Consider the following 26,237-nt stretch of genomic DNA (forward strand, 5'->3'; position numbering starts at 1 on the left):
TTATTAACAATACTAGTAACTCCATAAGTGGATTAAAAATGATATATTCAAAATTAGAAATGATCTACGGAAAAAACTTTCATATTGATATACAAAGTCTGGAGAATGAAGGTACCCGTATAAAAATTTTCCTGCCTTCTCACCATAGAAACTTAGGAGGTGAACCATGTTAAGAGCCTTAGTAGTAGATGATGAAAAATCTTCTGGAGAAATAATAAAGTATTTAGTCAATATGAATAATTTCCCCATAGAGATTATAGGTCATGCCTATAGTGGCGATGAGGCCATAGACCTTATTCACAAATTAAAGCCTCAAGTGGTTTTTATTGATATACAAATGCCAGTATACAATGGCCTTCAAGTGATGGAAAAAATCAATAGTTCTTATGATGGCGCTATAAAATTCATAGTCATAACAGCCTATGCATATTTTGAGTATGCTCAGCAGGCCTTAAGATTGGGAGCCAAGGATATATTATTAAAACCCATTGATAATAATCAATTTATTAAAACTATTAAAGAGAACATAGACTTTATATACACTAAAAATGAAACCTTCAATGAAATTATAAATTATATAAATAATAATTATGAAAAGAATTTAGAACTTAATAAATGTGCTCAACACTTTTATTTAAGCCCTAATCACCTATCTAGGATGTTCAAAAAATATTTAAATAAAAACTTCATAACCTATTTAAATGAACTACGCATAAAAAAGGCACAGGAGTTACTAATTGAAAGCAACTTGACTATCCAAGAAATTTCCCATTTAGTTGGATATAATAATTTAAACTATTTTTATAGAAACTTTAAACAATGTCATAATACTACTCCTAAAAAATTTAGGGAAAAACATTCAACTATTTTATACAAATAATGATTACTAGTTAATTTTGTTCAAAAACCCATCATTTTAGTTAATATTTATTCTCCATATTATATGAAATAATAAATTAGAGGAATAAATAATAAACTAGAGTAAAGGGGGATGTAAAATGCTAGAAACATTAAAAAACAGTGATTCAAAATTGTATGATATTGTAATAGAAGAATATAATCGTCAACAAAATAGCCTTGAAATGATTGCATCAGAAAGTTTCGTTCCTAGAGAAATATTAGAACTCCAAGGAAGTATACTAACTAACAAAACTATGGAAGGATTTCCTGGCAGAAGGTATCATTCTGGCTATGAGGTAATTGATAAAATGGAGACCTTGGCAATAGAAAGGGCTAAAGAATTATTCGGTGCCCAGCACGCAAATATACAACCCCATTCTGGCTCTCAAGCTAATCAATGTGTATATGCATCCATATTAAATCCCCAGAATAAAGTTATGGGACTTAGGCTAGACCAGGGTGGTCATTTGACTCACGGTTCTAAGGTGAATTTTTCAGGAAAGATATATAATTTCATGTCCTATGGATTAAATAAAGAAACTGAATTAATAGATTATGAAGAATTAGAAAAGTTGGCAAAAGAATTCATGCCTAAGCTCATAGTCACTGGAGCTAGCTCCTACCCTCGTTTTATAGATTATGAAAGGATAGGATATATTGCAAAATCTGTTAATGCATATTTCCTAGTTGACATGGCACACGTTGCAGGACTAGTAGCAGCAGGAATCCATCCTTCCCCTGTGCCTCATGCGGATTTTGTAACTTCTACTACTACAAAGACTTTAGCTGGCGCTAGGGGAGGTTTTGTCCTTTGTAAAGAAGAATTTGCCAAATCATTAGATAAGGCAGTTTTTCCTGGAGTACAAGGTTCTTGTCATCTTCATACTATGGCTGCCAAAGCCTTTACTTTTAAAAATGCCATGACTAATGAATTTAAAAAGACCATGAAACAAGTAGTAAAAAATTCAAAACACCTGGGGAAGCAATTATCTAACAAAGGCTTTAGACTAGTAACAGGTGGTACAGATAATCATCTATTGTTAGTGGACCTTCGTCCTAAGGGTTTAACTGGAGCAGACCTTGATAACGCCCTCTCTAGTGTGGGGATTACGGTAAATAAAAATATGATTCCTTATGACCCACAAAAACCTATGATAACAAGTGGTATAAGGATAGGTACTACAGCCATGACCATAAAGGGAATGAAAGAGGCACAAATGGATCAAATAGCAGATTTAATAAACAAGGTAGCAGATAATATAAATAATAAAGAAATGCTAGAACAGGTAAAAATACAAGTTCAAAGCCTTGCTATGGACAATTAATTTTATATTAATATTCCCTAATCAATAACAAAAAAGAAAGGTATGATACTGCCTAGAACGTATCATACCTTTCCTATTATAAAGGAGTAGTGCATGCCACTAGGACCCTTGACCCTAATAGCATCACACCATATTATATTTATAGCCTAAATTTTTTAAATATATACCTTTAAATTTATATTATTTATTGTATCATTGTAACTATCCCTATTTCATTTCTTTAAATTTTAAATAGCCTTTCTTCCTTAAATCGCAGGCTGGACAATCTCCACATCCATTTCCTACAATTCCGTTATAGCAAGTTAATGTTTCATTCTTAACTATATGAAGCACTCCTAAATCGTCTGCCATCTTCCATGTTGCTGCCTTGTCTATCCACATAAGTGGTGTATGGATTTCAAACTCATAGTCCATAGATAAATTTAGTGTTACATTTAAAGACTTGATAAATACATCTCTACAATCTGGATATCCACTATAATCACTTTGAGATACTCCTGTTACTATGTGATTGATTCCCCTTTGCTTTGCAAATACAGCGGCAAAGGTAAAGAATAATAAGTTTCTTCCATCCACAAAGGAATTTGGTAATCCTTCCTTAGGAGCTGTCTTGTCCACTTCTATGTCTACCCTAGTTAATGAGTTAGGTGCTAATTGATTTAGTAATCCTAAATCTAATATATGATGCTCTATACCATGTTTTTTACATATATCCTTTGCGCACTCTAATTCAAATTTATGTTTTTGATTATAATCAAAGGAAATGGCTATAACATCTCCAAACTTTTCTTTAGCCCAAAACAAACATGTAGTACTATCTTGCCCTCCACTAAATACTACAACAGCTTTTTCATTATTCATGTACCTTCAACTCCTTCTATGTAGGGGAAGTAAATTCCCCTTATATCATTCTAAATAATCTATTGTTCAACATTACATCCGTATTAAATCTACCTTTTAGGGTGGTCGTCATAGTCTTTGTACCAGTTTTTTTAATTCCTCTAACTGTCATACAACCATGTTCACCTTCAATAATAACTGCCACGTCTTCACTTTCAGTTATCTTCATTATTATATCAGCTATATCTTCTCCAATTCTCTCTTGAAGTTGTAGCCTTCTTCCTACCATATCTGCAATTCTTGCTATTTTGCTAAGACCTATTATCTTAACCTTTGGAATGTAAGCTACAGATACTTTCATGTTATACATTAAAGCTAAATGATGCTCACAATGACTAAATATTTCTATATCCTTCATTAATACCATGTCATTTTCACTATTGTTACTCTTTATATTTTCTTCAAATGTCTTTCCATACATTTCAGCTAAGTCATCATTTGAGTATTTCATTCCTTCAAATACTTCTTCGTACATTTTAGCCACTCGCAAAGGAGTTTCTCTTAACCCTTCACTTTCCGTATCAGCACCTAGTGCCTCTAGTATTCCTCTTACATGTTCTTCTATTTTTTTTATGTTCATTTTAAACTCCCCTTTCCTCTGGGTCCCAAATGAATTTATGCATTTGTAGTTGAAGTTTCACATCATTCAATCTATTTTCTTTCATATACTCTACAATCTGTGCAGGAGTAATTTCTTCAAAGGAAGGACTTAAGTATACATGACACTTATTAGTTAAATCATATTTTTTTATAATTTCTTTTGCCCTATCTAAATCTGACTTTGTCCCTGCCACAAATTTAACCACATCACTATTTTTTAAATAATTATAGTTATTAGTATACATTAGATCTTCCATGTTGCTTGATGGTAATTTATAGTCCAGAGTAAAGGAAGGTGGATTATCTAATTTTGAAAAAGTACCTATATCCACACTTCCATTTGTTTCAATTTCTATATTAACACTTTTATCTTGTGAAATAAACTCCAGGAGTTCATACATATTATCTTGAAGTAATGGTTCACCACCTGTTAGAGTCACATTTTTAACCTTACTCTCTTTAATAAGGTTATGTATTTCTTCTTTATTCATAAAAGTAAATTTAGTATGCTCCCTATTAGCCCACATAGTATCGCAATAACTACATGTAAGGTTACACCCCTTAAATCTAATAAATAAAGCCAATTCTCCCGCTCTTTTTCCTTCTCCGTTTATGCTTATAAAATGTTCTACTACCTTATACATTATCTTTCTCCTTCATATATGGCACAATTAGTCGGTGTTTCATAGACTTCTGCCCTTTTTACCTTATATCCCTTTTGTGTAATATAATCATAAAAATACTTAGAAAAGTTTTCAGCAGTAGGTCTAAAATTAACTTCCATTATTTTAAATCCTTCTTCTTTTAAAAGTTCTACCAGGTGTTTTTTCATAGTTCCCATTTCTATTATTAATTTGTGGTCATGGAAGTCTACTATTTCCTTTAAATCATTTTTTAAATCTCCAAAATCTACAACCATTCCATCTAATTGGCCACCAGATTTTAATTTCTCTTCCATAACCTCTACCACTACTCTCCATCTATGTCCATGAATATTACTACACTTTCCTTCGTATCCAGCTAAAAAGTGGGCACTATCGAAACTATGCTCTGATCTTAATATATACATCTATTTACCTCCATTTACCTTTTCACCATAATAACAAGATCCAATTGCCCCATTAAATTGAGGATTAGAAACTTTAATTATTTCATCATAATCATTTACTAAATATTTTTCTATCGCTTCATTTTTAGATACTCCACCTACTAATACTAATTTTTTTCCTCTAAACTTAGTAAGCATAGGTCTTAATCTCTTATACATTGAATAATTTACGCCTGCACACAATCTCTTAATATCTACACCCTTTGCAATTTGTCCTATTAATTCCGATTCTGAAAATACTGCACAGGTGGCATTTAATTCTACTGGGTCCTTGTAGTATTTACTCATTTCATCTAGGTCAATTTCTAATACATTAGCCATATTTTCCAAATATCTACCACAGGAAGCAGCACATTTTTCATTTAATTCTAAATCTGTTATAATACCCTTTTCTACCTTTACTATTTTCACATCTTGGCCACCCACATCTAATAATATGAAGTCCTTTAAATCAGTTTGGTATATAGCTCCATATACGTGAGCTTTTATTTCATTTATGGCTTTAAATTTACTTAGATCCGTATTATTTCTTCCATATCCCGTAGACACATAAATATCCACATCTTTAATTTTAAGTTTATCTAAATTAACTATTATCTTTTCATCATAAGTACAATAGTCCCTGTAAAAGGACATGGTACTTATTTTAAAAGTCTTTATAACTTCCTTATTTTCCATTAAGGCTATCTTTACTTCTCGGCTTCCTAAATCTATACCTAATATTTTCATATCCTACTCCTTTAAATCCTTCAGCATGTCTAAAAATGCTTCTAGTCTAAGCTTTGTTCTTTCATCTAATTTATTGCTAGTATCTCCTTCTATATTTAGAATAGGAATATCTAACTTCTCTTTTAATACAATATCTTCTATGGCCCTATAACAAAAGGCTTGAGTATAATGGATTATTCCATCTAACTTTCTTATGTCTATTTGCCTTTTTAACTCTTTTATTCTAAAGTTCACATCATATACATAAGTGTAGTCATAATATTGTTCATAAATGTCTTTAGCCTCATGAGCTCTTGGGAAAGCAAATTCCCTTTGAACCTCATTGTATACAATAAGTCCATCTTGTTCCTCTACAAAATCATATAAGTCTGCTGTCATAGGAGGAACTCCTATGTATCCTATTCTTAAAACCTTATTAAACTTTTTTCTTTTCTTATATTCATCTATTCTATTCTTTAGTTCTTCTCTAAAGATATTAATATCTCCCCATAAATCACTAAATGATACTTCATACAAGTGGTTTTCAAAACCGCTAACTTTTAAATCTTCATATGTTAATCTGTCTATTTCAATACCTAATTTTCTAACTTCATTTATCTCTTGTCTTACCTTTTCTACTTCATCTATAGTTACATTGAATCTGTCCATAAGATCATCTATTTGTATCTTTAAATCTTTCATTTTATGACTATGTGGAAATCCAAAGGGATGTACTTTTATTCCCTTTAATCCTAATACTTCTATAAGGCCCTTTGTATTAGAACAATCTCCTTCTGTAACTCCTACAATTTCTTTTATTCCCTTATCTATACAAACTCCATATATACCCTTTATCCAGGCACAAAGACTTTTGGGAAATCCATCTCTTTCAGCTATATCTATATATTTTTTATGATCCTCATCAGTTATAAATATATTATTTAAATCTATTGGTTTATATCCAGCAGCTAAAAGTACCTCAACAGGCACCGTTGTAGTTAATCCTATTTTTTTCAATGAATATCCTCCATTTCCTCTTACTCATATAACAAAGTAGCACTACAAAAGGACAGTATTAGCCCTCTTTTAGTTGAAAAAACAACAAAAAGGCATACTTCGTATGCTTCGCTATGAAACCCTATGGTTTCCTTCGACGATTGCTACTGCAATCTGAGCACCTTCCTTTAGAGCGGGCAGGGGAACTCTTCCCCTACAACCCCTTCCTTTTTTTATTGATTTATATGTTTTGTGTCAATTAACTTTTCTAGACAATAAAAAAAGGGCATAATCTGCCCTATAAACAAAAAACTACCTTGAGATAGTTAAGTCCTAGTTTTGTTTATAGACAGGATGGTTACGAACTGTCTTTCCTATTCATTTTGAAACTTTATTATAACATCATATTAGACTAAATTCAACAATATATGATGATTTAATATTAAATCATTTATTTGTATATAGAATTTGAAGTTTTTTGAAATTTTTAGAAATACTCTGTTATTTGAATCCTTTCCATTAATTATCCATCTTTTATTTATGTTTTTTGCAAGTTTATGCAACATTTCTTTCGTAGGTTTTTATAGAACTTGGGTCCCATTTCGCGCCCATTCACCAGCAACATCAACAGATAGACTTGCGTTTTTAATCCTCGTACATTTGTTGATCGGTGTATAAAATAATATAAATATTGATACATATGCAGTTTTTTGCTATAATATCCTCATTGTTTAAAAATAATTTTACTACAAGAAAGGAGATTGAACAATGGGAAACTTATTGACAAATATAGTCGGAAGTCTTAACACTTTATTGTGGTCTTATGTACTTATCTTTTTATTAATCGTTCTTGGAATTTACTTTTCATTTAGAACTAATTTTGTACAATTTAAATTTATAAGAGAAATGATTAGACTCCTAACAGATGGAGCTAAACAGGAAAAGGGAGAAGGTATTTCATCTTTTCAAGCTTTCTGTATATCTACTGCATCTAGAGTAGGTACTGGTAACTTAGCTGGTGTTGCCATAGCAATCGCAACAGGGGGTCCTGGAGCTGTGTTTTGGATGTGGCTTATAGCTTTAATAGGTGGAGCTTCAAGTTTTGTGGAAAGTACCTTAGCTCAAATTTACAAGGTTAAGGACAAGGACGGTTATAGAGGTGGTCCTGCTTACTATATGGAAAAGGCTTTAAACAAAAGATGGATGGGTATTATATTCTCAATCCTTATAACATTATGTTTCGGTTTAGTATTTAATTCAGTTCAATCAAATACTATTGCTTTATCATTCCAAGAGTCATTTGATACTAGCAGAAGTATGATGGGAATTATATTATCAGTGGTAACTGGAATAATTATATTTGGTGGAGTAAAAAGAATTGCAAGAGTAGCAGAAGTCATCGTTCCTGTGATGGCAGTTGCCTATGTAATAATTGCAACATTTGTAATAGTTAAAAACATGGCAGCTATTCCACAAATATTTAGTTTGATAATTGGAAGTGCCTTAGGCTTTAAACAAGCTGCTGGTGGTGCCATTGGTGTAGCTTTAATGCAAGGTATTAAAAGAGGATTATTCTCAAACGAAGCAGGAATGGGAAGTGCCCCTAACGCAGCTGCTACAGCTGAGGTATCTCACCCAGTAAAACAAGGTTTAATTCAAACCTTAGGAGTATTTACAGATACTATTTTAATCTGTAGTGCAACTGCGTTTATAATCCTGTTATCTGGTGTATACACAAATGGAGATTTAACAGGTATCCAATTAACTCAAATAGCTTTAAGTTCTCAAGTTGGTTCCTGGGGAGGTACTTTTGTAGCAATATGTATATTATTATTTGCATTTAGTTCTATTATAGGAAACTACTACTATGGTGAAACTAATATAGAGTTTATAAATGGAAATGCAATTTGGTTAACAATATATAGAGTTTGTGTTGTTGGTATGGTTTATTTTGGTTCTGTTGCAAAAATCCAAATCGTATGGGATTTAGCTGATCTATTCATGGGACTTATGGCTCTTATAAACTTAATTGCAATTGGTCTTTTAGGACATATTGCCTTTGCTGCATTAAAAGACTATGCTAAACAAAAGAAAGAAGGAAAAGATCCAGTATTCAAATCATCTAACATTGAAGGCGTAACAAACGCTGAATGTTGGGAAAATAATATTGAAGGTATAAAAAAAGCTAATTAATAGGAAAAATTACTGTAGCAACCAAAGCCTCGGCAAAATTCTGTCGAGGCTTTTATTTTTATCAAATTCTTTTTTCTAACATTTCATTATTTTGCAAAAATTCATCCAAAATGCTAAAATATTACTACGGAGATTATTATGTTTTAAGGAGATGGACTATGAATATTAACTTAATAGGTGCTCCAACCTTTTATGGAGCCGACAAAAAGGGACCTGATCTGGCACCCAACAAACTTAGACAGCTGGGTCTACTAAGTGTACTTAATAAAACTCACAAGGTCTACGATCTTGGAAATGTTTATGTACCTACTGTATCTACAGAAGATAAGTTCTCAGATCATAGTAATGTGAAATACTATAACCCACTTATGAATTTAAACTCAAGTATTGCACATCTAGTTTCACTTTCACTAAAAAACAATTATTTTTCACTAGTTATTGGTGGGGACCACTCTGTTGCCCTAGGAAGTATTGCAGGCATTAGTAGTGTTTATAAAAACTTTGGTGTAGTATGGTTTGATGCCCACACAGACATTAACACTTACAAAACTTCCCCTTCAGGCAATTTTCATGGTATGCCACTAGCCTATGCTATGGGCCTTGGGGATAATGGAATAGAAAATATTTATTCACATGGTTCTCCTATTCCATCTAAAAACGTTTTCATAATTGGAGCTAGGGACATTGACTCAGGTGAAAGGGAATTTATAAAAGAAAAAGATTTAAAGGTCTACTCACCAGAATATATTCGTAAACGTACTATTAAAGGCATATTTGATGAAATAATGGAAAATGTTAAAAGTTCTGGTATAGAAGCTCTTCACATAAGTTTTGATTTAGACTTTTTAGATGCAAGCTTAGTTCCAGGAACAGGTACTCCTGTAGGGAACGGTTTTTCCCTTGAAGATGCAAAAGAGTTTTTTAGTTTATTTGCTTCTACAAACTTGGTAAAGTCCATGGATTTTGTGGAATATAACGTTTTACTTGATAAAAATAATGTAACAGGTAATTTAAGCATAGATTTACTTGATCATATTTTTAATAAATTAACTTAATAACTTGGTCATTAAATTAACCCTCTTCTCATATACTTTATGGGAGGAGGTTTTCTTATGAAAAAAACTAAATTATTAAGCTGCATTATTATGGTCTTTATTCTTTCTTTTACTTTATCCTATGGAGAAAGTCCTAATATTTATGTGGAAGATATTAAAGTAGAAAATATAGACAAGCTAAATGAAAGTCTTATTTCTATAGAAAATTCTATTTTAAATAATGAAATAATAATAACCTATACTCATGAAGATGAAAATATGACCTTAAACTACAAATTAAAAGATTTAGGATTCAAATTAGATAAAGTATCAGTGGCTAATGATATTTACAATTCCATATATTTTAATGACCAAATCGGTCCTAATAAGGACGTACACTTAAAAGCCCATTATATTGTAGATGAAAAGAACTTCCTAGCTGCTTTAGCTCCATTAGATGAAATCCCTATACCACTTATGGAAAATGCTAAATTACATATATCAGGGGATAATATTACTGTAATTCCAGAAGTAAATTCCTTTGAGTTTGACAAAGCTAAGCTCATGGAAAATATAAAGGCCACTCCTTTAATTGGGAAAAATATCTTTACTGTCCCTACAAAATTAGCCACTGCCTCTGTTACAACAAAGACCTTTCAAAACATGGAATTAGAATTACTTAGTGAATTTACTACAAAATACTCAGCCTCAAACAAGCCACGTTCTACTAATATAGCTGTAGCTACTAGTTATATTAATGGAACATTACTAAAACCTGGAGAAGTATTTTCATACAATGAAACAGTAGGTAGACGTACAAGTGAACGTGGCTTTAAGGTAGCAGGAGTATATGCAAATGGGCGAGTTTCTAAGGGCTTAGGAGGAGGTATCTGTCAAACCTCTACTACTCTATATAATGCAACTTTATTAGGTGATTTAGAAATAGTAGATAGAAGTAATCATTCCCTTACAGTTCCATATGTTCCTTTAAGTAGAGATGCCACCGTATCCTGGGGAGTTCAAGATTTTAAATTTAAAAACAATACGGATAAAGATCTTTATATTTATGGCAGTACTACTAAAAATACAGTTACCTTTAAAATTTATGGTAAAAAACTAGATAAGGAAATTAAATTAATATCTAAAGTATTAAGTAAAAAATACGCCTCTGTTCAAAAAATAGAAGATCCTAATCTAAATCCAGGAGAAGAAAAGGTCACAGATAAAGGCCATACAGGATATAGTTCTAAGTTAATCAAAGAAGTTTATAAAAATGGAGAACTGCTAGATTCCTATGTGGTTTCTAAAGACTACTACAGAACTACTCCTAAAATAATAAAAATAGGTACTAAAAAAGAAGCATCCCAGTAGATGCTTCTTTTCCTATTATATTATTTATCCTTTATAAATAAATTTTTTAAAAATGTCATTAATCTTTTCCACAGATAGTGGCTTGCTTAATAAGTAACCTTGTCCAATAAAACATTTATTTTCCTTTAAATATTCTATTTGATATTCACGCTCTATTCCTTCTGCTATTATATTTAGGTTTAAGTTATTTCCCATATCTATTATTGTTTTAACAATTGGAGATATATTAAAGTCCTCTTTAATGTCATTTATAAAAGATTGATCAATTTTCAAAGTATCTATGGGTAGATTTTGTAAAACACTTAGAGATGAATACCCTGTCCCAAAATCATCGATTGATACTTTAATTCCTATATTTTTTAATTTATTCAATATTAAAATTGAATCTTCCATATTTTGCATAATGCTTTCAGTAATTTCTAACTCTAAATATTTAGGGTCAATATTTGTATCCTTTAATACTCCCTCCACCATTTTTACAAAATCTTTACTTTTAAACTGAACAGGTGAAATATTAACAGCTATATTTATTTGAGGAAAACCAGCTTCCTCCCATATTTTATTTTGTCTACACGCATTTTCAAGAATCCATTTACCAATAGGTATAATAAGTCCACTTTCTTCCGCTAAGGGAATAAACTCCATAGGTGATACGATTCCAAAGTCAGGATGTTCCCAACGGATTAAGGCTTCTACCCCTATAAATTTCTCCGTACTTAAATTAAATTGAGGTTGATAATATAGTGTAAATTCATTATTTTCTAATGCTTTTCTTAAACCATTTTCTAAATACATCTTTTTACAAGCTCTCTGACTTAGATTAGATATATAAAACTGATAATTGTTTCTCCCTTTCTCTTTAGCTAAATACATGGCCATGTCAGCACATTTAATCAATGTTTCTCCATCATGTCCATCAAAAGGATATAAACTAATTCCAATACTAGGAGAAATGAAAATCTTATGATTTTCTATAATAAATTCTTTAGTAAACTCACTTATAATTCCCTCTGCCATTTGTGATGTTTTTTCTTTGCTTACATTACTCATCAAGATGATAAATTCATCCCCACCATGACGGCAAATAGTATGATCCTTACCTATGTATTTAACCAATCGCCTTGAAACTTGTTTTAAAACCATATCTCCAAAGGTATGTCCTAACGTATCATTTATGATTTTAAACCTATCTAAGTCAATAAACATAACTGCCAATGTTTGTTTCCTGTCATCTTTTTTTATAATTTCTTCAAAATAATGGTTTAAGAAATGCCTATTGGGCAACTCAGTCAATGTATCATAATAAGCCATATACTTAATTTGTTTTTCACTTTCTATACGATGAGATATATCTCGAGCGATACTGAAAATTGCAGGTTTTCCCTGGTATGTGAAAAAAGTTGTAGTTACTTCAACATCTATAGTTTTACCATCTACCTTAATAAACTTATATTTAGCAAGGGGCATGTCCTTATTAATGTTTAAATTGCTTAATCGACTTTCTACCTTGCTATGATAGTCTCTATGAATAAAACTCAAAATATTTTTTCCAATCAATTCTTCTGGTTCTTCTCCCCCTAAAAGTTTAGTAATTGAGGAGTTGGCAAAAACTATTTTTCTTTCAATATGTATAAAGATTCCATTAGGTGAAAGTTCTACTATTTTACGATATCGTTCTTCACTATCACGCAATTCTTTTTCCATAATTGTTTTACGTTTGATTTCTTTTTCTAATTTGTTATTAGACTCTTCTAAATCCTTAGTCCTTTTTCTCACTTCTAATTCTATTTCATTATATTCATTTTGCAAATTCTCTTCCTTTTTTTTAAGGTGAGTAATATCTGTACCAATAGACTGAAATTCAATAATGTTATCATTCTCATCAAAGATTGCTTTATCTGTCCATTTTATCCATGAAGTTTTTCCTTTGGCATTTACTACACTATGCTCATATGTAATAGTGTGATTATTTATATTAAATGATTTTAACTTTTCCATCACAAACATATGATGTGTTTTAGGAATTAATTCTAAAAACTTGGTTCCAATTAATTCACTAGCCCGTTTATTAAAGTAATCACAATAAGCATTATTTACAAAAATCAAAGTGGTATCCGGAAGGAATTTACAAATCAATTCATCCATATTCTCCACTATAGAACGGTATTGTTCACCATTCTCATCCTTAAATCCCCGTCTTAGATTAATCAATTTCACCCTCCTTTTTTATATTTTCTGCCTTATAATGTAATAAATGTTTTTTAGTATATAAAAATAATATCAAAAAAATTTACATGCTACAAATCATTCTTATGCTTTTGCATTTTTCAATTTAATAGTCCCAATATAGGTTTATACTATAAGAAATTTGAACAAACTATATCTAAAGAAGTTTTTAATATATTAAATGAATTAAGGAGATAATTTTATGGATTATAAGCTTGTTGCAATAGATATGGATGGTACTCTTCTTACACCAAATCTAGAGATATCCAAAAAGACCATAGAAACAGCTAGAAAGGTAATAGATAAAAAAGTAATAATAACCCTATCTACAGGTAGAATGTATCTTGCTGCAATCCCTTTTGCTAAGACACTACAATTAGACGTACCTTTAATTACTTGTAATGGTTCTCTTATTAGGTGTGCAAAGACGGGTAAAGAATATTATAAAAAGACAATTTCAAAACCCTACTATGAAGAAATTGTAAAATACTGTCATGACACTAAATTGTCCTTAAGTGTTTATAAGGATGATGATATTTTAATTGAAGACCCTGAAAATATGCATATCCATGAACAGATAGATATGGCAGAACCAAAAATTGTAGAAAACATCTATGAAACCTTTGATGATTCTGTTGTAAAAATATTAATCAGCAGTAGGGATAGATACGCTTTAGAGCATAATGTCCATAGGTTATATGAAATTTATAAGGATAAATTAACCTTTTATTTCTCATTGCCCTATTTCGTAGAAATTGTTCACAAGGATGCCAATAAAAGAAATGCCCTTGAATTTTTAGCCAATAAATTCCATATAAAAAAGGCAGAAATTATATCAATAGGTGATAACTTTAATGATATGGATATGATACAATATGCAGGCCTAGGAGTTGCCATGGGAAATGCTCCTGATTATCTAAAGGAAGTGGCCGATTATGTAACCCATTCAAATGATGAAGATGGGGTTAATTATGTTTTAGAAAAATTTATATTAAAGAAAAAATAAATTTTATAAAAGTATGAGTACTAAAAAAGAAGCATTATAATAGATGTTTCTTTTTTAATACTTATATTTTTATAAAAGAATACATAATGTTATAATATTAATAAAAAGGTAGGGATTACTCATGTTAAATGGCAAATTTGATAATATACTAAAAATCATAATAGTACTATCACCAATTATTTTCATATATTCTATACTAAATATGTTTAGTGGACAATATATGAAAGCCATAAGGCTCTTAGCTTTATTCGTTTTAACAGGTCCTGTTGCAGCCAATATTTATAATAGACCTAGCAAGTAAAAAAGGAATACGACCTATGCGACCTTATGGAACCCTATGGTTCCCGCAGGCGTCTGCCCTCGCAATCTGAGCACCCTCCTTTAAAGAGGCAGGGAAATTCTTCCGCCACACCCCCTTATTTTTTTACTTACCATAGTTCTGAGGATATTATAATTTCTTAGTAAGTAAAAAAGTAGATAATAAAATCATCTACTTTTATAGGTAAGTTAAATTCATATAATCATTCCATTGCTACTTTTCAAATCCATATTTTTCAAATATTCCTAGTCCTGGCTCTCCCATAATATATTCATATAGAGCTGCCGTTTCTGTATCTTTAGCCAGTATACAGGCTCTATACTCAGCTTCTGTATTATATTCTTTTGGAATTTCTATAATATTAACTTCATCCTTTATCTCTTTAGTAACATCAGATGAATATACAAAGGCTCCATCTGCCTCTTTTAATAAGACCTTTGCTAGAACTTGTTTCACATTATTTTCACGAGATGCTATATTATCTAAAACCTTTTCTTCATATGCACCTTTATATTTAGAGTCTAATTTATGAATAACTTCTAGGGCATACCCCCCTGCTGGCACTTCCTTTTGTCCTATGACTATATTATAGGGTTTAATTAGATCTTCTAAAGATTTTATTTTTCCATCTTTAGGAGTAACAAATACCATTGTATTTTTCACAAATTCAGATTCATTATCAGATAATCCCTGTTCTACTAATGCCTTAGCATGTTTTTTATTAGCAGATAAATATATGTCTGCATCTACACCCTTTTCAATTTGAACTCTTAATCTACTTGAACTATCTAAATTAAGTACTATATTCACATTAGGGTTTTCTTTTTCGTAGGTGTCCTTTATTTCATTCATACTCTCCGTTAATGATGCTGCCGCAAATACTGTTATATCTTTTTTCTCAGTACTTTGGCCACAGGCACTTAAGCCTATTACTAATATAATTGATACTATTATGGATATTACCTTTTTCATCATTTGAGGATTCATCTCCTATTCTTACGATCGATATTACCTAATTATAAAAGTCTACTCAACTATTGAAATTTCATCTCCAGTTTTAACTGCTCCACCTTTTAATACTCTAACAAATATTCCTTCCCTAGGCATGATACAATCTCCCACTGCATGGTATATTTGACAATGGTGGTGACACTCTTTTCCTATTTGAGTAACTTCTAGTAGTGCATCATTTACTGTAAGCTTAGTTCCTACAGGTAAAGATGATAAATCTATTCCTGAAACTACTAAGTTCTCTCCAAAATCTCCATCTCCAACTTGTACTCCCTTTGCTTTAAAATCTTCTATCTTTTCATAGGATAATAAACTTACTTGTCTATGCCACTTTCCACCGTGGGCATCATTTTTTAATCCAAAGTTTTCTACTAATTCACATTCTTTTATATCCTTCTTTTGTGTTCCCTTTTTTTCACTTATACATACAGCCATTATTTTTCCCATTATTTTCACCCTCCTATTTGAGACATCAGTCTATTGTCTTCATCTTCACTATTTTCATTAAAGTGGTGTCTATCTGGCTTGTTTTCTACTGCATCTTTTATTATATGCCTCAATTCATAATCATCTATATTGTTCCTAAGTAATTCTTTTAAATCAATTCCTTTATTAGAGTGTAGACATAGCTTTAAAAAACCTTCGGGAGTAATTCGTATTCTATTGCACTCCTGACAAAATTCATGGCTCATAGCACTAATAAATCCTATTCTGCCCTTAGAACCATTAGTCTTATAGTACTTAGCAGGACCTGACCCTTTTTTACTATAAACAGGATATAGTTTTCTATGCATTTTTATTATTCCCTTTATTTCATCATTGGAAGTAGGTGTATAACCTTTCGCCTCACCAATGGGCATTAATTCTATAAATCGTACATCTATATCATATTCTTCTGCTAGATTTACAAAGTCTTCAATTTCTTCGTAGTTTAATTCTTTTATTATTACAGTATTTACTTTTATCCTTTTAAAGCCCTTCTCTACACCTAACTCTATTGCCTTTAGTACTTTATCAAGCCCATCCCTTCTAGTTATGCTCTTATATCTATCGCAATTAAAAGTGTCTAGACTTATGTTTATCCTATCGAGCCCAGCTTCATACAACTGATCCATATAATCTGCTAATAGTATTCCATTAGTAGTAAGGCATACTTCTTCTATCCCCTTTATTTCTTTTACTTTTTTAATAAAAGAAATAATACCCTTTCTCACAAGAGGTTCCCCACCTGTTATTCTCACTTTTTTAATTCCTAAATAAGTAGTTTCTTTAATTACTCTATATAATTCATCAAAAGACAGTATCTCATCATGAGTAACCTGTTCTATACCACCCTCTGGCATACAATAGACGCATCTTAAATTGCATCTATCTGTTACAGATACTCTCAAGTATTCAATTTGTCTACCCATTTTATCTAACATGGCATTCACTCTTCCTATCTTTTAATAATCTTCTCAACTATTAAATCAACTAATCCAACAGCATCATTAATACCATAAGTAGTAACTCCTTCTACTTTAATATCCATATCACTGGCTATAGCTAACAATTCTTCTGGAGAACAAATATTTTCTGTAGAACGTTCACGTCTAACTATTTCTATCTTAGGTTTATTACTTCTTTTAAACCCTTCACATATGATTAGATCCATGTCATGGTGAAGCTTTATTAATTCGTCTAATGTCCATTCCTTTTCTACCTTCTTTATCATTGCAACTCTATAGGGTGAAGATATTATTACAGAATCAGCTCCTGCTTGGGCATGTTTCCAAGTATCCTTTCCCGGTTTGTCCACATCAAATCCATGAACATCATGCTTAATCGTCCCAACCTTATAATCTCTCTTTTTTAATTCTCTCAACAACTTTTCTACTAAAGTAGTTTTTCCCACATTAGATTTCCCAACTACACATACAATTGGTGTACTCATTTTTTAGTCCCCCTTTAAAAAGCGTTTGTACTCACTAGGAGTATTTACATTTATAAAAATACTCTCATATTTCTTCGGTACCTGAACATATTTAACTGATATATCCCTATAAAGTTCTTTAACTTTATATATCCTATTTTTTATACACTCTTCTATTTTATATATTATGCTCTTTTTATATATGGCACATAAGGGTTGTTCATATGAACCTATTATAGGTACTAGAGCATCATAGTCCTCCTCAATATTTCCTAGGAAATTTAAAAAGTCCCTATTCAAATTTGGCATGTCACAGGGTACTACCAAGTTACGCTCATGTTTAGAATTCTTGAGTCCCACATGTATTCCCGCCAGTGGCCCTTGACTTTCTAAAATATCTGAAAAAACAGGAACATTCATGTCTTTGTAGTTTAGTGGATTATTAGAAATTATTATACGTTCCTCATAATCACAAGTTTCATTTAAGATTTTTTCCACAAAAGTCATATTTCCTATTTTTAAAAAGGCTTTGTCTTCATAGTTCATTCTTCTACTTTGTCCACCTGCTAAAATTACGGCTCCCTTTTTTATCATAAAATCACCTTTAAGTCATATATTTTTTAAATCCAAACTTTACTATAAACAATACTAATAATGATAAGAAAACTAGTATTACAGCAATGGATAAAGATAAATCTGTTCCCTTTTCCATGGCACTATATATGGCCAAAGGTAGAGTTTGGGTTCTACCCATTAAATTTCCTGCAAACATTATGGTTGCTCCAAATTCAGCTAATGCCCTTGCCCAGGCTAAAATCCCTCCTGTTATGATAGATACATAGGATAAAGGTAAAGTAATTCTCATAAAAACTTGCCAAGGCTTATCTCCTAAAGTTGCTGCTGCTAACTCTAAATCCCTGTCCACCTTTAGTATTCCTGACTTTACAGTTTTAATAAAAAGGGGTAGAGCCACAAATATTTGAGCTACAACTACAGCCCAAAAGGTAAATGGTAATTTTACGCCAAATTTATATAATTCTTTTCCTATATAACCATTTCTACCAAAGGTTATTAAAAGTAATAGGCCTGATACAGCTGGTGGCAGTACTAAGGGTAATTCTAGCAAAGTGTCTATAATTTTTTTCCCATAGAAATTTTCTCTGGCTAAAATATAGGCACTAGGAATACCTAATATAATTATTATAATAAGAGAAATACTAGTGCTTTTAAAACTCACTTTTATAGCATCTATTACTAAGGGATTATTCACTTCCTGTATTCCCCTTTTAATATAGGTAACAAATAGTATTAAAATAGGACTAAGTATGAAAGTAATAGTTATTAAAAAACATAGAATCAATAGTATTTTTATTAATTTACTTTTCATGAATGAAATTTCCACTTTTACCACCAGTCTTCTTATATAGATGAACATCACATATGGTCATTTTCTTATCTACTGCTTTACACATATCGTATATGGTAAGGGCCGCTGCTGATACGGCTGTTAGTGCCTCCATTTCAACGCCTGTTTTACCAGTAGTTTTAACTATACCTATAACTTCTATGGCATTTTCTTCTTCAATTATACTAAAGTCAACTTGACTTTTAGTTATCATAAGAGGATGACACATGGGAATAATGTTATGAGTTTGCTTTGCAGCCATTATTCCAGCTACTCTAGCCACACCTAATACATCACCCTTTCCCATTTCTCCATTTTTGATTAGATTTAGTGTTTCTTTTTTCATAATAACTTTTCCCTTTGCAGTAGCTTCTCGTGAAGTATCTTCCTTTTCACTCACATCTACCATTATGGCTTTTCCTTCTTTATCAAAATGAGTCAACTTATTTTCCACCTTAAATCCCTCTTTCTATAATAAGATTATTTCCACTTTTTCTCCCTTTTTAAGACCCTTTGTTCCTGCTGGTATATCTATTAGACAATTACAATTTAAGGATGAACTTAAAACTCCTGATGATTGAGTTCCATTACTTAAATCTACTAAAGTTTTTTCTTTGGTCTCTGTACATATGCCCCTTAGAAATCTTCTTCTTATACTCTCTTTATTGAATTCATCATTAAAGTAAGCTGTTTTTCTATTTAAAGATATGTTATTAATATTAGTAAGCTTACTTATATAATCCCTAACTAGTACTTCAAAGGTAATACTAGCAGCTGCTGGATTTCCTGATAAACTTATTATAAGCTTTTTGTCTAATTCACTACATAACACGTGAGTACCAGGTTTTATATCTATTTTCCAAAATAAAATATTTGCTCCCATTTTTTCTAAGACTATTTTAATTAAGTCCTTTTTTCCAACAGATGCTCCACCAGTAGTAATTAGTAAATCTACCTTATCTAATGAGTTTTTAATTTCTCTTTCTATTTCTTCCTGGCAATCTTTCCCTATATTTAATATTATAGGTTCTGTATATAATTCCTTTAATCTCATGGATAAAGTATATAAATTGCTATTATATATTTTACCTGTACTTAAACTTTGTCCTACTTCTATTAGTTCGTCTCCTGTAGTTAAAAGTCCTACTTTAGGCCTTTTATACACTTTTACTTTATCTATTCCAAGGCTAGCTAATACACCTATTTTTATATGATTTAAAAATGAACCCTTTTTAATAATTAAAGTTCCCTTTTTAATATCTTCACCTTCATAACAATAGTTATCAAAGGCCTTTAATTCTTTATATATATTAGCAAGGGACTCTCCTTCATCCGTATCCTCTTGTCTAATGACACAATCAGCCCCTTCTGGTATGGGCGCTCCTGTCATTATTCTTACAGCTTCACCCTTTTTTACAACCTTTTGTGTATATTCTCCCGCAAATATCTCATCTATTACTTTTAAAGTTACAGGACTTTCAATAGTAGCGCCTTTAGAATCTTCTCCTTGTAGAGCATATCCATCAAGGGGGGATCTATGAAAAGGCGGCTGATTTATTGGTGCATATATATCCTCTGCTAATACCCTTTCATGGGAATCTATTAAGTTTATTACTTCTTCGTCCAATGTTTTTATATACTCACTTATAATAGATTGGCCTTCTTCTAACTTAATCATTTGTAACACTTAAACTACCACCCCTTACCAAAGCTACATGCAGGATAAGTACATACGTCACATTCAAGACATAAACCACCGTGGCCATATGCAGCTAAATCTTCCTTTTTAATTCTTTCTCCTATTAAGACTCTAGGTAATACTAAATCAAATACAGTAGTTTTAGCATACATGACACATCCTGGTAATCCTAAAATAGGAGTATCTCCCTTGTATGATATTAAAAACATTGCTCCTGGAAGTACTGGTGCTCCATAAGATATGATTTCTCCCCCTACTTTCTTAATTCCCGTAGGTGTAGTATCATCAGGATCTACAGACATACCACCTGTACAAACGATCATATCTGCTCCCTTATCCATAAGTTCTTCTATATTTTTAGCTATAACATCACTATCATCATTTACTATCCTTTGTTCTATAACTTCTGAACCGTAAGATTCTATTTTTTCCTTTATAACAGGACCAAATTTATCTTCAATTCTTCCATAATAAACTTCATTTCCTGTAGTAACTACTCCCACCTTTAACTTTTTATAAGGCACTACTTCTATAAAAGTATTTTTAGCAATACTTTCTGCTTCTATTATTTTTTTCTCATCTATAACTAGAGGAATCACCCTCGTACCTGCTAGCTTATCTCCTTTTTTCACAGGAGTATTATTATGTCTTGTTGCTAACATTATTTCTTCTAATTTGTTAACTTCATATAACATATTAGTATCTATTTTAAGTAAACCATCATATTTAGCTATAAAATTTATTTTTCCCTCTTTTACTTCACTAAAATCAATACCTGCACCTGCACTCATTTTAGATAATCTCTGTGCAGCATCATCTTCGTGAAGATATCCTTCTTTATTTTCCCACACATATAAGTTGTCCTTACCTAGGGATAATAACACAGGAATATCCTCTTCCCTCACCACATGTCCCTTTTTAAAAGCTCTGTCTTTTATTTTCCCTGGTATAATTTGAGTTATGTCATGACATAATACATGTCCCACTGCTTCATGAACAGAAATCTTTTTCATAATCTTCCCCTCCATTTAGGTTCTATTTTAAGTATATTTTATTATTATGGCTATTTCTTAAACTGATAAATAAATTTGCCTCTACCTACTTATCATAAGTAGTTTTCCATATAAATATAAAAATCCCTTATTGGCAAAAAGACAATAAGGGCATACTAAATAAGACCTTATTCTCCTTTCCAAAGAAGTAGGAGGCCTATTCGTTTCCAAATAAACCCTGTGAACTCTAGGTTCAGGCCATATTTCCATAGTTATATCCTTAGGAATATATGGCTCGGAGAACATATTTATTTATCGTTTAGTTTATATACACAATTGAATATTACTTGTCCATATAATATATTAATATTTTTCCTAATTTATTCCTTTCCTAATACTAGCACTCAGATTTTTTTCAGTCAACTAATATAATTATACTCATAAATAGTCTAAAAAAGGTAAATAAAATTTTCAAATTAAAACTTTTCCATTATATGTTTACTAAAATCCTAAAAAAATATAAAATAAAACCATTAAAATAGAAAGGAGCGATTTAATGTTTAGTGTAGGTATAATAACATGCAGTGATAAGGGCGCTGCTGGTGAAAGGGAAGATTTAAGCGGCAAAGTTATTAGGGAAATTGTAGAAGCAAAGGGATATGAAGTTAAGAAATACATAGTTTTACCTGATGAATTAGACAAGTTATCAAATGAAATGATACATATGAGTGATGATTTAAACTTAAATTTAATATTAACCACTGGTGGTACTGGTTTTAGTCAAAGGGATATTACTCCTGAAGCTACAGAGACAGTTATCACAAGAAAAACTCCTGGTATTAGCGAGGCAATTAGATATTATAGTTTATCCATAACAAAGAGAGCTATGTTATCTCGTGCCACCTCAGGTATTAGAAACAACACTTTAATAATAAACTTACCTGGAAGTCCTAAGGCTGTAAAAGAATCTTTAGAATACATTATAGATTCTATTCATCATGGCATAGAAATACTCCTTGGAAAAACTGGTGAATGTGCTAGAAAGTAAGTAAAAAAATTATACTCTATGCTTTTGAATACTTTCCTTTTGTTTAATTTTGATTTTTTTGTGTAATATGGTAATAAATTATTTAATAATTTCACTAACAAAATAAGATTAATGGGGTTTTTTCATGGTAAATATAAAAAAAATATTTAGTCACATTATCGGTAATATATACATACCTAAATACATATTACATATTAATGATCCAATATTATTACACATTTCAGATACTCCTACTATCCTCTATGGACCTATTAAAAGATTAATCCATGAGATCAATCCAACTTATATAGTTCATACAGGTGATTTGGTAGACAATATTAAATTAGAAATTTATCCATCTAAAATAGCTTCCTATTCTTCTTCTCTTCCTAAATTGATTAACATACTAGAATCATCCAAAGCTTTGGAAGTTTATATAGGGTTAGGAAATCACGATAAAAAAGAAGTTGTACAAAATCTTTGTAATAGGTCAATCTTAATAGATTCTTGTTCTAAAGTTAATATACGAGGTATTAGTATGAATATAGGCCATTTTCCTAAGAGGGTGGCTTTAAATCCAACAACTTTTAATTTATTTGGTCACAGTGTAGAAATAAAAACTCATGAAAAAAATGGTCATATATTTTTAAATGGTATAACGGGAATAAATATTATCAATTTAAACACTCTAGACGTTCACATTTTATCCTATCCATACGGAACTGATGACATTAGAATGAGGAGGTCTAGAATAGGTTTTTAAGGGGGGACATATATGCTTTCAATAGTTAGAAGTGGTCCAAAGACATTAGTAATTGAAACTAATAATTTAAAGAAACTTTCTCACTTTCTAAAGGATGATTTAAGAGGAGTTCCATACGATAGGGATACGGCGTCCACACTAGCTGACGATAACTCTTCTATCGCATTTTTAACCACTAAAATGAAGGATGTTGTTACAGTAGCTGATGTAGATTATATATTATTAATTCCTAAAGATATTGAAAAGGTCCTAAGTACCATCATCAGCCATAATAAGAGTCATCTCATTGCAAGTTTAAGAATTGCTCCTAAAATAATAATGATGAAATATTTAGGAGATGTGGAGAAAACTATAGAAAGTATTTCTAATGACTACAAGGGAATCATTGGAACTTTTGATGAAATTATGGAAGCCCATACTAATGGAGTAGTTATTTCCTTTACAAAGGAAAACTTATCTAGTCCTGTTAGTTTATCTAATATATATGACAAAGCCGTATATGTTAAGGGAAACTTTAATCATATATTAAAGAGCCTACATAAAAAGTCCTTAAAATATTTAAATATTGGAATGGGGAATAAGGATTGGTATGAACTTACTATAAAAATATACGATTCTTATGGACAATATAAGTTACACTACGAAAGGCTTCTTCATATAATAGAAAATTTAGAATTAGGCTTAGTATTAGGAGAATCTTGGGGTACAGATGCAGCTACTATTTTTTATACTGTAGGTATATATCGAGTTAGGTTAGTAACCTTCTATCCACCAGAGTACATAAAAAAAATACTTCTTGGTTTAGAATATTTAGAAGATGGAAAACGTATAATAGACCTAGACCTATTCTATAAAAGAAAAAAAGTTCATTGGGATGAACTTAGAACTAAGGAAATTAAGAAAAAAACCGATTTGAGTAAAAAGTTTAGAGAAAAGATTTTAGATAAATTAAAGGAAAATGATAGGGATGTTTTATTCCAATACGAGAAGGAAATATTAAAAAATACTTATTAAAACTAAAAGACTTCTAGCTTAAAGCTAGAAGTCTTTATATATATTATAATCATATTTATATTAAGTCTTTTATTTTGCTCTGTTTAATACTAAGTTAAGAACAATTCCTGTTATAGCCGCTAAGCTTAAACCTTGGATTTTAACTGTTTCAGTTATTGTTATAGCTAGAGATACGCCAAACTGTTTTTCTATATACGCTCCACCTAATCCCATTATTATGATTGTTGCCATAATTATTATGTTTTTTCCGTTTAATTTTACTTCTTCATTCTTTATTGTCTTAACCCCTACTAGAGCAATCATACTGAATAATATTAAACTAATTCCTCCCATTACTGGAACTGGAATACTTCTTAAAAATCCACCTACTTTTGAAATGAATCCTAATGCCACTGCTAGTACCGCTGCTAATCTCAAGATTGATGGATCATAGTTTTTAGTTAAGGCCAATACTCCTGTGTTTTCTCCGTAAGTTGTGTTAGCTGGTCCACCAATGAACCCTGCAAATAATGTTGCAAGTCCATCTCCAAGTAATGTTCTATTAAGACCTGGGTCTTGAATAAAGTTTTCTCCTACTACTTGACCATTTGTAGTTATATCTCCTATATGTTCCATAAATACAGCTATTACTATAGGAGCTATTACTGATATGGCACCCATATGAAACTTAGGTAAAGTAAAATTAGGTATCATTATGAATTTAGAATCTAATATTAAGCTTGTATCCACAATTCCCATTCCTAAAGAAATTGCATATCCACATAATACTGCTATTAATATACTACATTGTTTTACTAGTCCCTTACCCTTAAATCTTATTAGTAAAGATATTCCTAGAGTTGTAGCTGCTATCATTAAATTGTTAGATGCCATAGAAAATGCTACAGGCACTAGGTTAAGTCCTATAACCATAATCATAGGTCCTACTACAACTGGAGGCAGAAAATACTTAATCTTCTCAACTCCAATTTTTCTTACAACAAAGGACATGATTACATATAATAATCCAGCAACGATTATTCCACCTTGTGCATAGGAAAGATCACCGCCAAACATTTCTCTTACTGTTATTATTCCTGAAATAAATGCAAAGGACGAACCTAAAAATACTGGTACTTTCCCTTTAGTGGTTAAATGAAATATTAAGGTTCCACAACCTGCTGCAACTAGTGCTACCGATGGATCTAGCCCTGTTAACATTGGTACTAGGACAGTTGCACCAAACATGGCTATTAAATGTTGTAATGCTAGTATTATTTTTTTCAGGTCAATACTTGTCCCTTCTTTTTTTATTGCCTTTGACATTCTTAAAGTATTTTCTGACATAAAAAAACCTCCCTTTTTTAGTTACCTTTAAAAAGGAGAATTCCCATTCTCCCCTTTTCAGCCTCACAGGACTGAATTAAAAGGCTAGATTCAATTTTCTAATTTCCTTTAAAATATTATTCCTTAAAATTTTATATAAAAAAAACTTCTTGGACTGCAAGAAGTTTATAGCATAAAAAAGCATAGAAAGATTCTATGTTCTACCATATAACTCTTGCCAATCTCACAGGATTGATTTAAAGACTATTTCTAATTTTGTATTATATCACTTATTTAAATTAAAAGCAATACTATAATAAAGACTTTTGTGAAAAAAGATGTTATAATATATAAAGTATTGTAGAATAAAGAATTAAATTTTTAGTTAATTCTTATCCTACCAATGAAATTTTCATATTTCAA

27 protein-coding genes and 1 riboswitch are annotated in these 26,237 nt (G+C 31.0%); of the genes, 10 read left to right on the forward strand and 17 right to left on the reverse strand.

Annotated features, from left to right (window positions below; translation table 11 throughout):
- The first annotated feature begins 166 nt into the window (after positions 1–166).
- Together CCE28_RS20180 and CCE28_RS20185 are read left to right on the forward strand one after the other, a co-directional pair.
- Positions 167–880 (forward strand): response regulator transcription factor, encoded by a 714-nt coding sequence (locus CCE28_RS20180; RefSeq protein ID WP_095135775.1) that lies wholly within the window; start codon positions 167–169, stop codon positions 878–880.
- A 118-nt stretch (positions 881–998) separates the two neighbouring features.
- On the forward strand, positions 999–2,225 hold the full coding sequence (locus tag CCE28_RS20185; protein ID WP_095135776.1) for a serine hydroxymethyltransferase: 1,227 nt from the start codon (positions 999–1,001) through the stop codon (positions 2,223–2,225).
- 207 nt (positions 2,226–2,432) lie between these two features.
- Here the strand turns inward: CCE28_RS20185 and queC are convergent, their stop codons facing one another.
- Genes queC through CCE28_RS20215 form a run of 6 tightly spaced genes read right to left on the reverse strand, consistent with a single transcriptional unit; the run spans position 2,433 to position 6,558 of the window.
- Positions 2,433–3,086, reverse strand: coding sequence for a 7-cyano-7-deazaguanine synthase QueC (gene queC, locus CCE28_RS20190; RefSeq protein ID WP_095135777.1), 654 nt, complete (start codon positions 3,084–3,086; stop codon positions 2,433–2,435).
- Between the two features lie 40 nt (positions 3,087–3,126).
- Positions 3,127–3,705 carry a GTP cyclohydrolase I FolE gene (gene folE / locus CCE28_RS20195; RefSeq protein ID WP_095135778.1) on the reverse strand — a complete coding sequence of 193 codons (579 nt, stop codon included), beginning with the start codon at positions 3,703–3,705 and terminating at the stop codon, positions 3,127–3,129.
- 1 nt (position 3,706) lies between these two features.
- Positions 3,707–4,369: a putative 7-carboxy-7-deazaguanine synthase QueE gene (gene queE, locus CCE28_RS20200; RefSeq protein WP_330396889.1), complete on the reverse strand. Its 663-nt coding sequence runs from the start codon at positions 4,367–4,369 to the stop codon at positions 3,707–3,709.
- The gene (gene queD, locus CCE28_RS20205; RefSeq protein WP_095135780.1) at positions 4,369–4,794 is read right to left on the reverse strand and encodes a 6-carboxytetrahydropterin synthase QueD; all 426 of its coding nucleotides are present in this window, start codon (positions 4,792–4,794) and stop codon (positions 4,369–4,371) included. The genes queE and queD overlap by 1 nt, the downstream gene beginning before the upstream one ends.
- A complete protein-coding gene (locus CCE28_RS20210) occupies positions 4,795–5,562 on the reverse strand; it encodes an acyl-CoA dehydratase activase (protein WP_095135781.1) in 768 nt (255 codons plus the stop codon).
- A 3-nt stretch (positions 5,563–5,565) separates the two neighbouring features.
- Positions 5,566–6,558: a 2-hydroxyacyl-CoA dehydratase family protein gene (locus CCE28_RS20215; protein WP_095135782.1), complete on the reverse strand. Its 993-nt coding sequence runs from the start codon at positions 6,556–6,558 to the stop codon at positions 5,566–5,568.
- A 747-nt stretch (positions 6,559–7,305) separates the two neighbouring features.
- Here CCE28_RS20215 and CCE28_RS20220 point away from each other — a divergent pair.
- From CCE28_RS20220 to CCE28_RS20230, 3 genes are all read left to right on the forward strand, one after another.
- Positions 7,306–8,730, forward strand: a complete 1,425-nt coding sequence (locus tag CCE28_RS20220; protein ID WP_095135784.1) for an alanine/glycine:cation symporter family protein — start codon at positions 7,306–7,308, stop codon at positions 8,728–8,730.
- Positions 8,731–8,888: 158 nt separating this feature from the next.
- Positions 8,889–9,785, forward strand: a complete 897-nt coding sequence (rocF, locus tag CCE28_RS20225) for an arginase (protein ID WP_095135786.1) — start codon at positions 8,889–8,891, stop codon at positions 9,783–9,785.
- A gap of 57 nt (positions 9,786–9,842) precedes the next feature.
- The gene (locus tag CCE28_RS20230; RefSeq protein ID WP_176461941.1) at positions 9,843–11,135 is read left to right on the forward strand and encodes a VanW family protein; all 1,293 of its coding nucleotides are present in this window, start codon (positions 9,843–9,845) and stop codon (positions 11,133–11,135) included.
- Positions 11,136–11,159: 24 nt separating this feature from the next.
- Here CCE28_RS20230 and CCE28_RS20235 read toward each other — a convergent pair whose 3' ends face one another.
- Positions 11,160–13,346 (reverse strand): EAL domain-containing protein, encoded by a 2,187-nt coding sequence (locus CCE28_RS20235; protein WP_095135789.1) that lies wholly within the window; start codon positions 13,344–13,346, stop codon positions 11,160–11,162.
- A 217-nt stretch (positions 13,347–13,563) separates the two neighbouring features.
- On the opposite strand from CCE28_RS20235, the gene CCE28_RS20240 reads away from it, so the two are divergent.
- On the forward strand, positions 13,564–14,367 hold the full coding sequence (locus CCE28_RS20240; protein ID WP_095135791.1) for a Cof-type HAD-IIB family hydrolase: 804 nt from the start codon (positions 13,564–13,566) through the stop codon (positions 14,365–14,367).
- Between the two features lie 121 nt (positions 14,368–14,488).
- Positions 14,489–14,668, forward strand: coding sequence for a hypothetical protein (locus tag CCE28_RS20245; protein ID WP_095135794.1), 180 nt, complete (start codon positions 14,489–14,491; stop codon positions 14,666–14,668).
- Between the two features lie 231 nt (positions 14,669–14,899).
- Here the strand turns inward: CCE28_RS20245 and modA are convergent, their stop codons facing one another.
- From modA to CCE28_RS20290, 9 genes are read right to left on the reverse strand one after another with little or no spacing between them, the layout of a single operon-like run.
- Entirely contained in the window at positions 14,900–15,661 is a 762-nt protein-coding gene (gene modA, locus CCE28_RS20250) for a molybdate ABC transporter substrate-binding protein (RefSeq protein ID WP_176461942.1), read from the reverse strand.
- A gap of 51 nt (positions 15,662–15,712) precedes the next feature.
- Entirely contained in the window at positions 15,713–16,144 is a 432-nt protein-coding gene (locus CCE28_RS20255; protein ID WP_095135802.1) for an MOSC domain-containing protein, read from the reverse strand.
- Between the two features lie 5 nt (positions 16,145–16,149).
- Positions 16,150–17,121, reverse strand: a complete 972-nt coding sequence (moaA, locus tag CCE28_RS20260) for a GTP 3',8-cyclase MoaA (protein WP_095135803.1) — start codon at positions 17,119–17,121, stop codon at positions 16,150–16,152.
- 14 nt (positions 17,122–17,135) lie between these two features.
- The gene (gene mobB / locus CCE28_RS20265) at positions 17,136–17,630 is read right to left on the reverse strand and encodes a molybdopterin-guanine dinucleotide biosynthesis protein B (RefSeq protein ID WP_095135804.1); all 495 of its coding nucleotides are present in this window, start codon (positions 17,628–17,630) and stop codon (positions 17,136–17,138) included.
- 3 nt (positions 17,631–17,633) lie between these two features.
- The gene (locus CCE28_RS20270) at positions 17,634–18,203 is read right to left on the reverse strand and encodes a molybdenum cofactor guanylyltransferase (RefSeq protein ID WP_095135806.1); all 570 of its coding nucleotides are present in this window, start codon (positions 18,201–18,203) and stop codon (positions 17,634–17,636) included.
- A 10-nt stretch (positions 18,204–18,213) separates the two neighbouring features.
- Complete coding sequence (locus tag CCE28_RS20275; RefSeq protein ID WP_207652940.1) at positions 18,214–18,996, reverse strand: ABC transporter permease; 783 nt, start codon at positions 18,994–18,996, stop codon at positions 18,214–18,216.
- The gene (moaC, locus tag CCE28_RS20280; RefSeq protein WP_095135808.1) at positions 18,986–19,468 is read right to left on the reverse strand and encodes a cyclic pyranopterin monophosphate synthase MoaC; all 483 of its coding nucleotides are present in this window, start codon (positions 19,466–19,468) and stop codon (positions 18,986–18,988) included. The genes CCE28_RS20275 and moaC overlap by 11 nt, the downstream gene beginning before the upstream one ends.
- A gap of 15 nt (positions 19,469–19,483) precedes the next feature.
- The gene (locus CCE28_RS20285) at positions 19,484–20,692 is read right to left on the reverse strand and encodes a molybdopterin molybdotransferase MoeA (protein WP_242973044.1); all 1,209 of its coding nucleotides are present in this window, start codon (positions 20,690–20,692) and stop codon (positions 19,484–19,486) included.
- 14 nt (positions 20,693–20,706) lie between these two features.
- Positions 20,707–21,726, reverse strand: coding sequence for a molybdopterin-binding protein (locus tag CCE28_RS20290; RefSeq protein WP_095135810.1), 1,020 nt, complete (start codon positions 21,724–21,726; stop codon positions 20,707–20,709).
- A 156-nt stretch (positions 21,727–21,882) separates the two neighbouring features.
- A riboswitch (molybdenum cofactor riboswitch) is annotated at positions 21,883–22,018 on the reverse strand.
- Between the two features lie 243 nt (positions 22,019–22,261).
- On the opposite strand from CCE28_RS20290, the gene CCE28_RS20295 reads away from it, so the two are divergent.
- The 3 genes from CCE28_RS20295 (at position 22,262) to CCE28_RS20305 (ending at position 24,509) form a co-directional block, all read left to right on the forward strand.
- Positions 22,262–22,753 carry a MogA/MoaB family molybdenum cofactor biosynthesis protein gene (locus CCE28_RS20295; RefSeq protein WP_095135812.1) on the forward strand — a complete coding sequence of 164 codons (492 nt, stop codon included), beginning with the start codon at positions 22,262–22,264 and terminating at the stop codon, positions 22,751–22,753.
- 124 nt (positions 22,754–22,877) lie between these two features.
- Complete coding sequence (locus CCE28_RS20300) at positions 22,878–23,495, forward strand: metallophosphoesterase (RefSeq protein ID WP_095135814.1); 618 nt, start codon at positions 22,878–22,880, stop codon at positions 23,493–23,495.
- A 12-nt stretch (positions 23,496–23,507) separates the two neighbouring features.
- Entirely contained in the window at positions 23,508–24,509 is a 1,002-nt protein-coding gene (locus CCE28_RS20305; RefSeq protein ID WP_095135816.1) for a hypothetical protein, read from the forward strand.
- Between the two features lie 69 nt (positions 24,510–24,578).
- Here the strand turns inward: CCE28_RS20305 and CCE28_RS20310 are convergent, their stop codons facing one another.
- Positions 24,579–25,835: a uracil-xanthine permease family protein gene (locus CCE28_RS20310; RefSeq protein WP_095135819.1), complete on the reverse strand. Its 1,257-nt coding sequence runs from the start codon at positions 25,833–25,835 to the stop codon at positions 24,579–24,581.
- Positions 25,836–26,237 lie beyond the last annotated feature (402 nt).

Source organism: Anaeromicrobium sediminis (genome assembly GCF_002270055.1).
Taxonomy (GTDB): Bacteria; Bacillota; Clostridia; order Peptostreptococcales; family Thermotaleaceae; genus Anaeromicrobium; species Anaeromicrobium sediminis.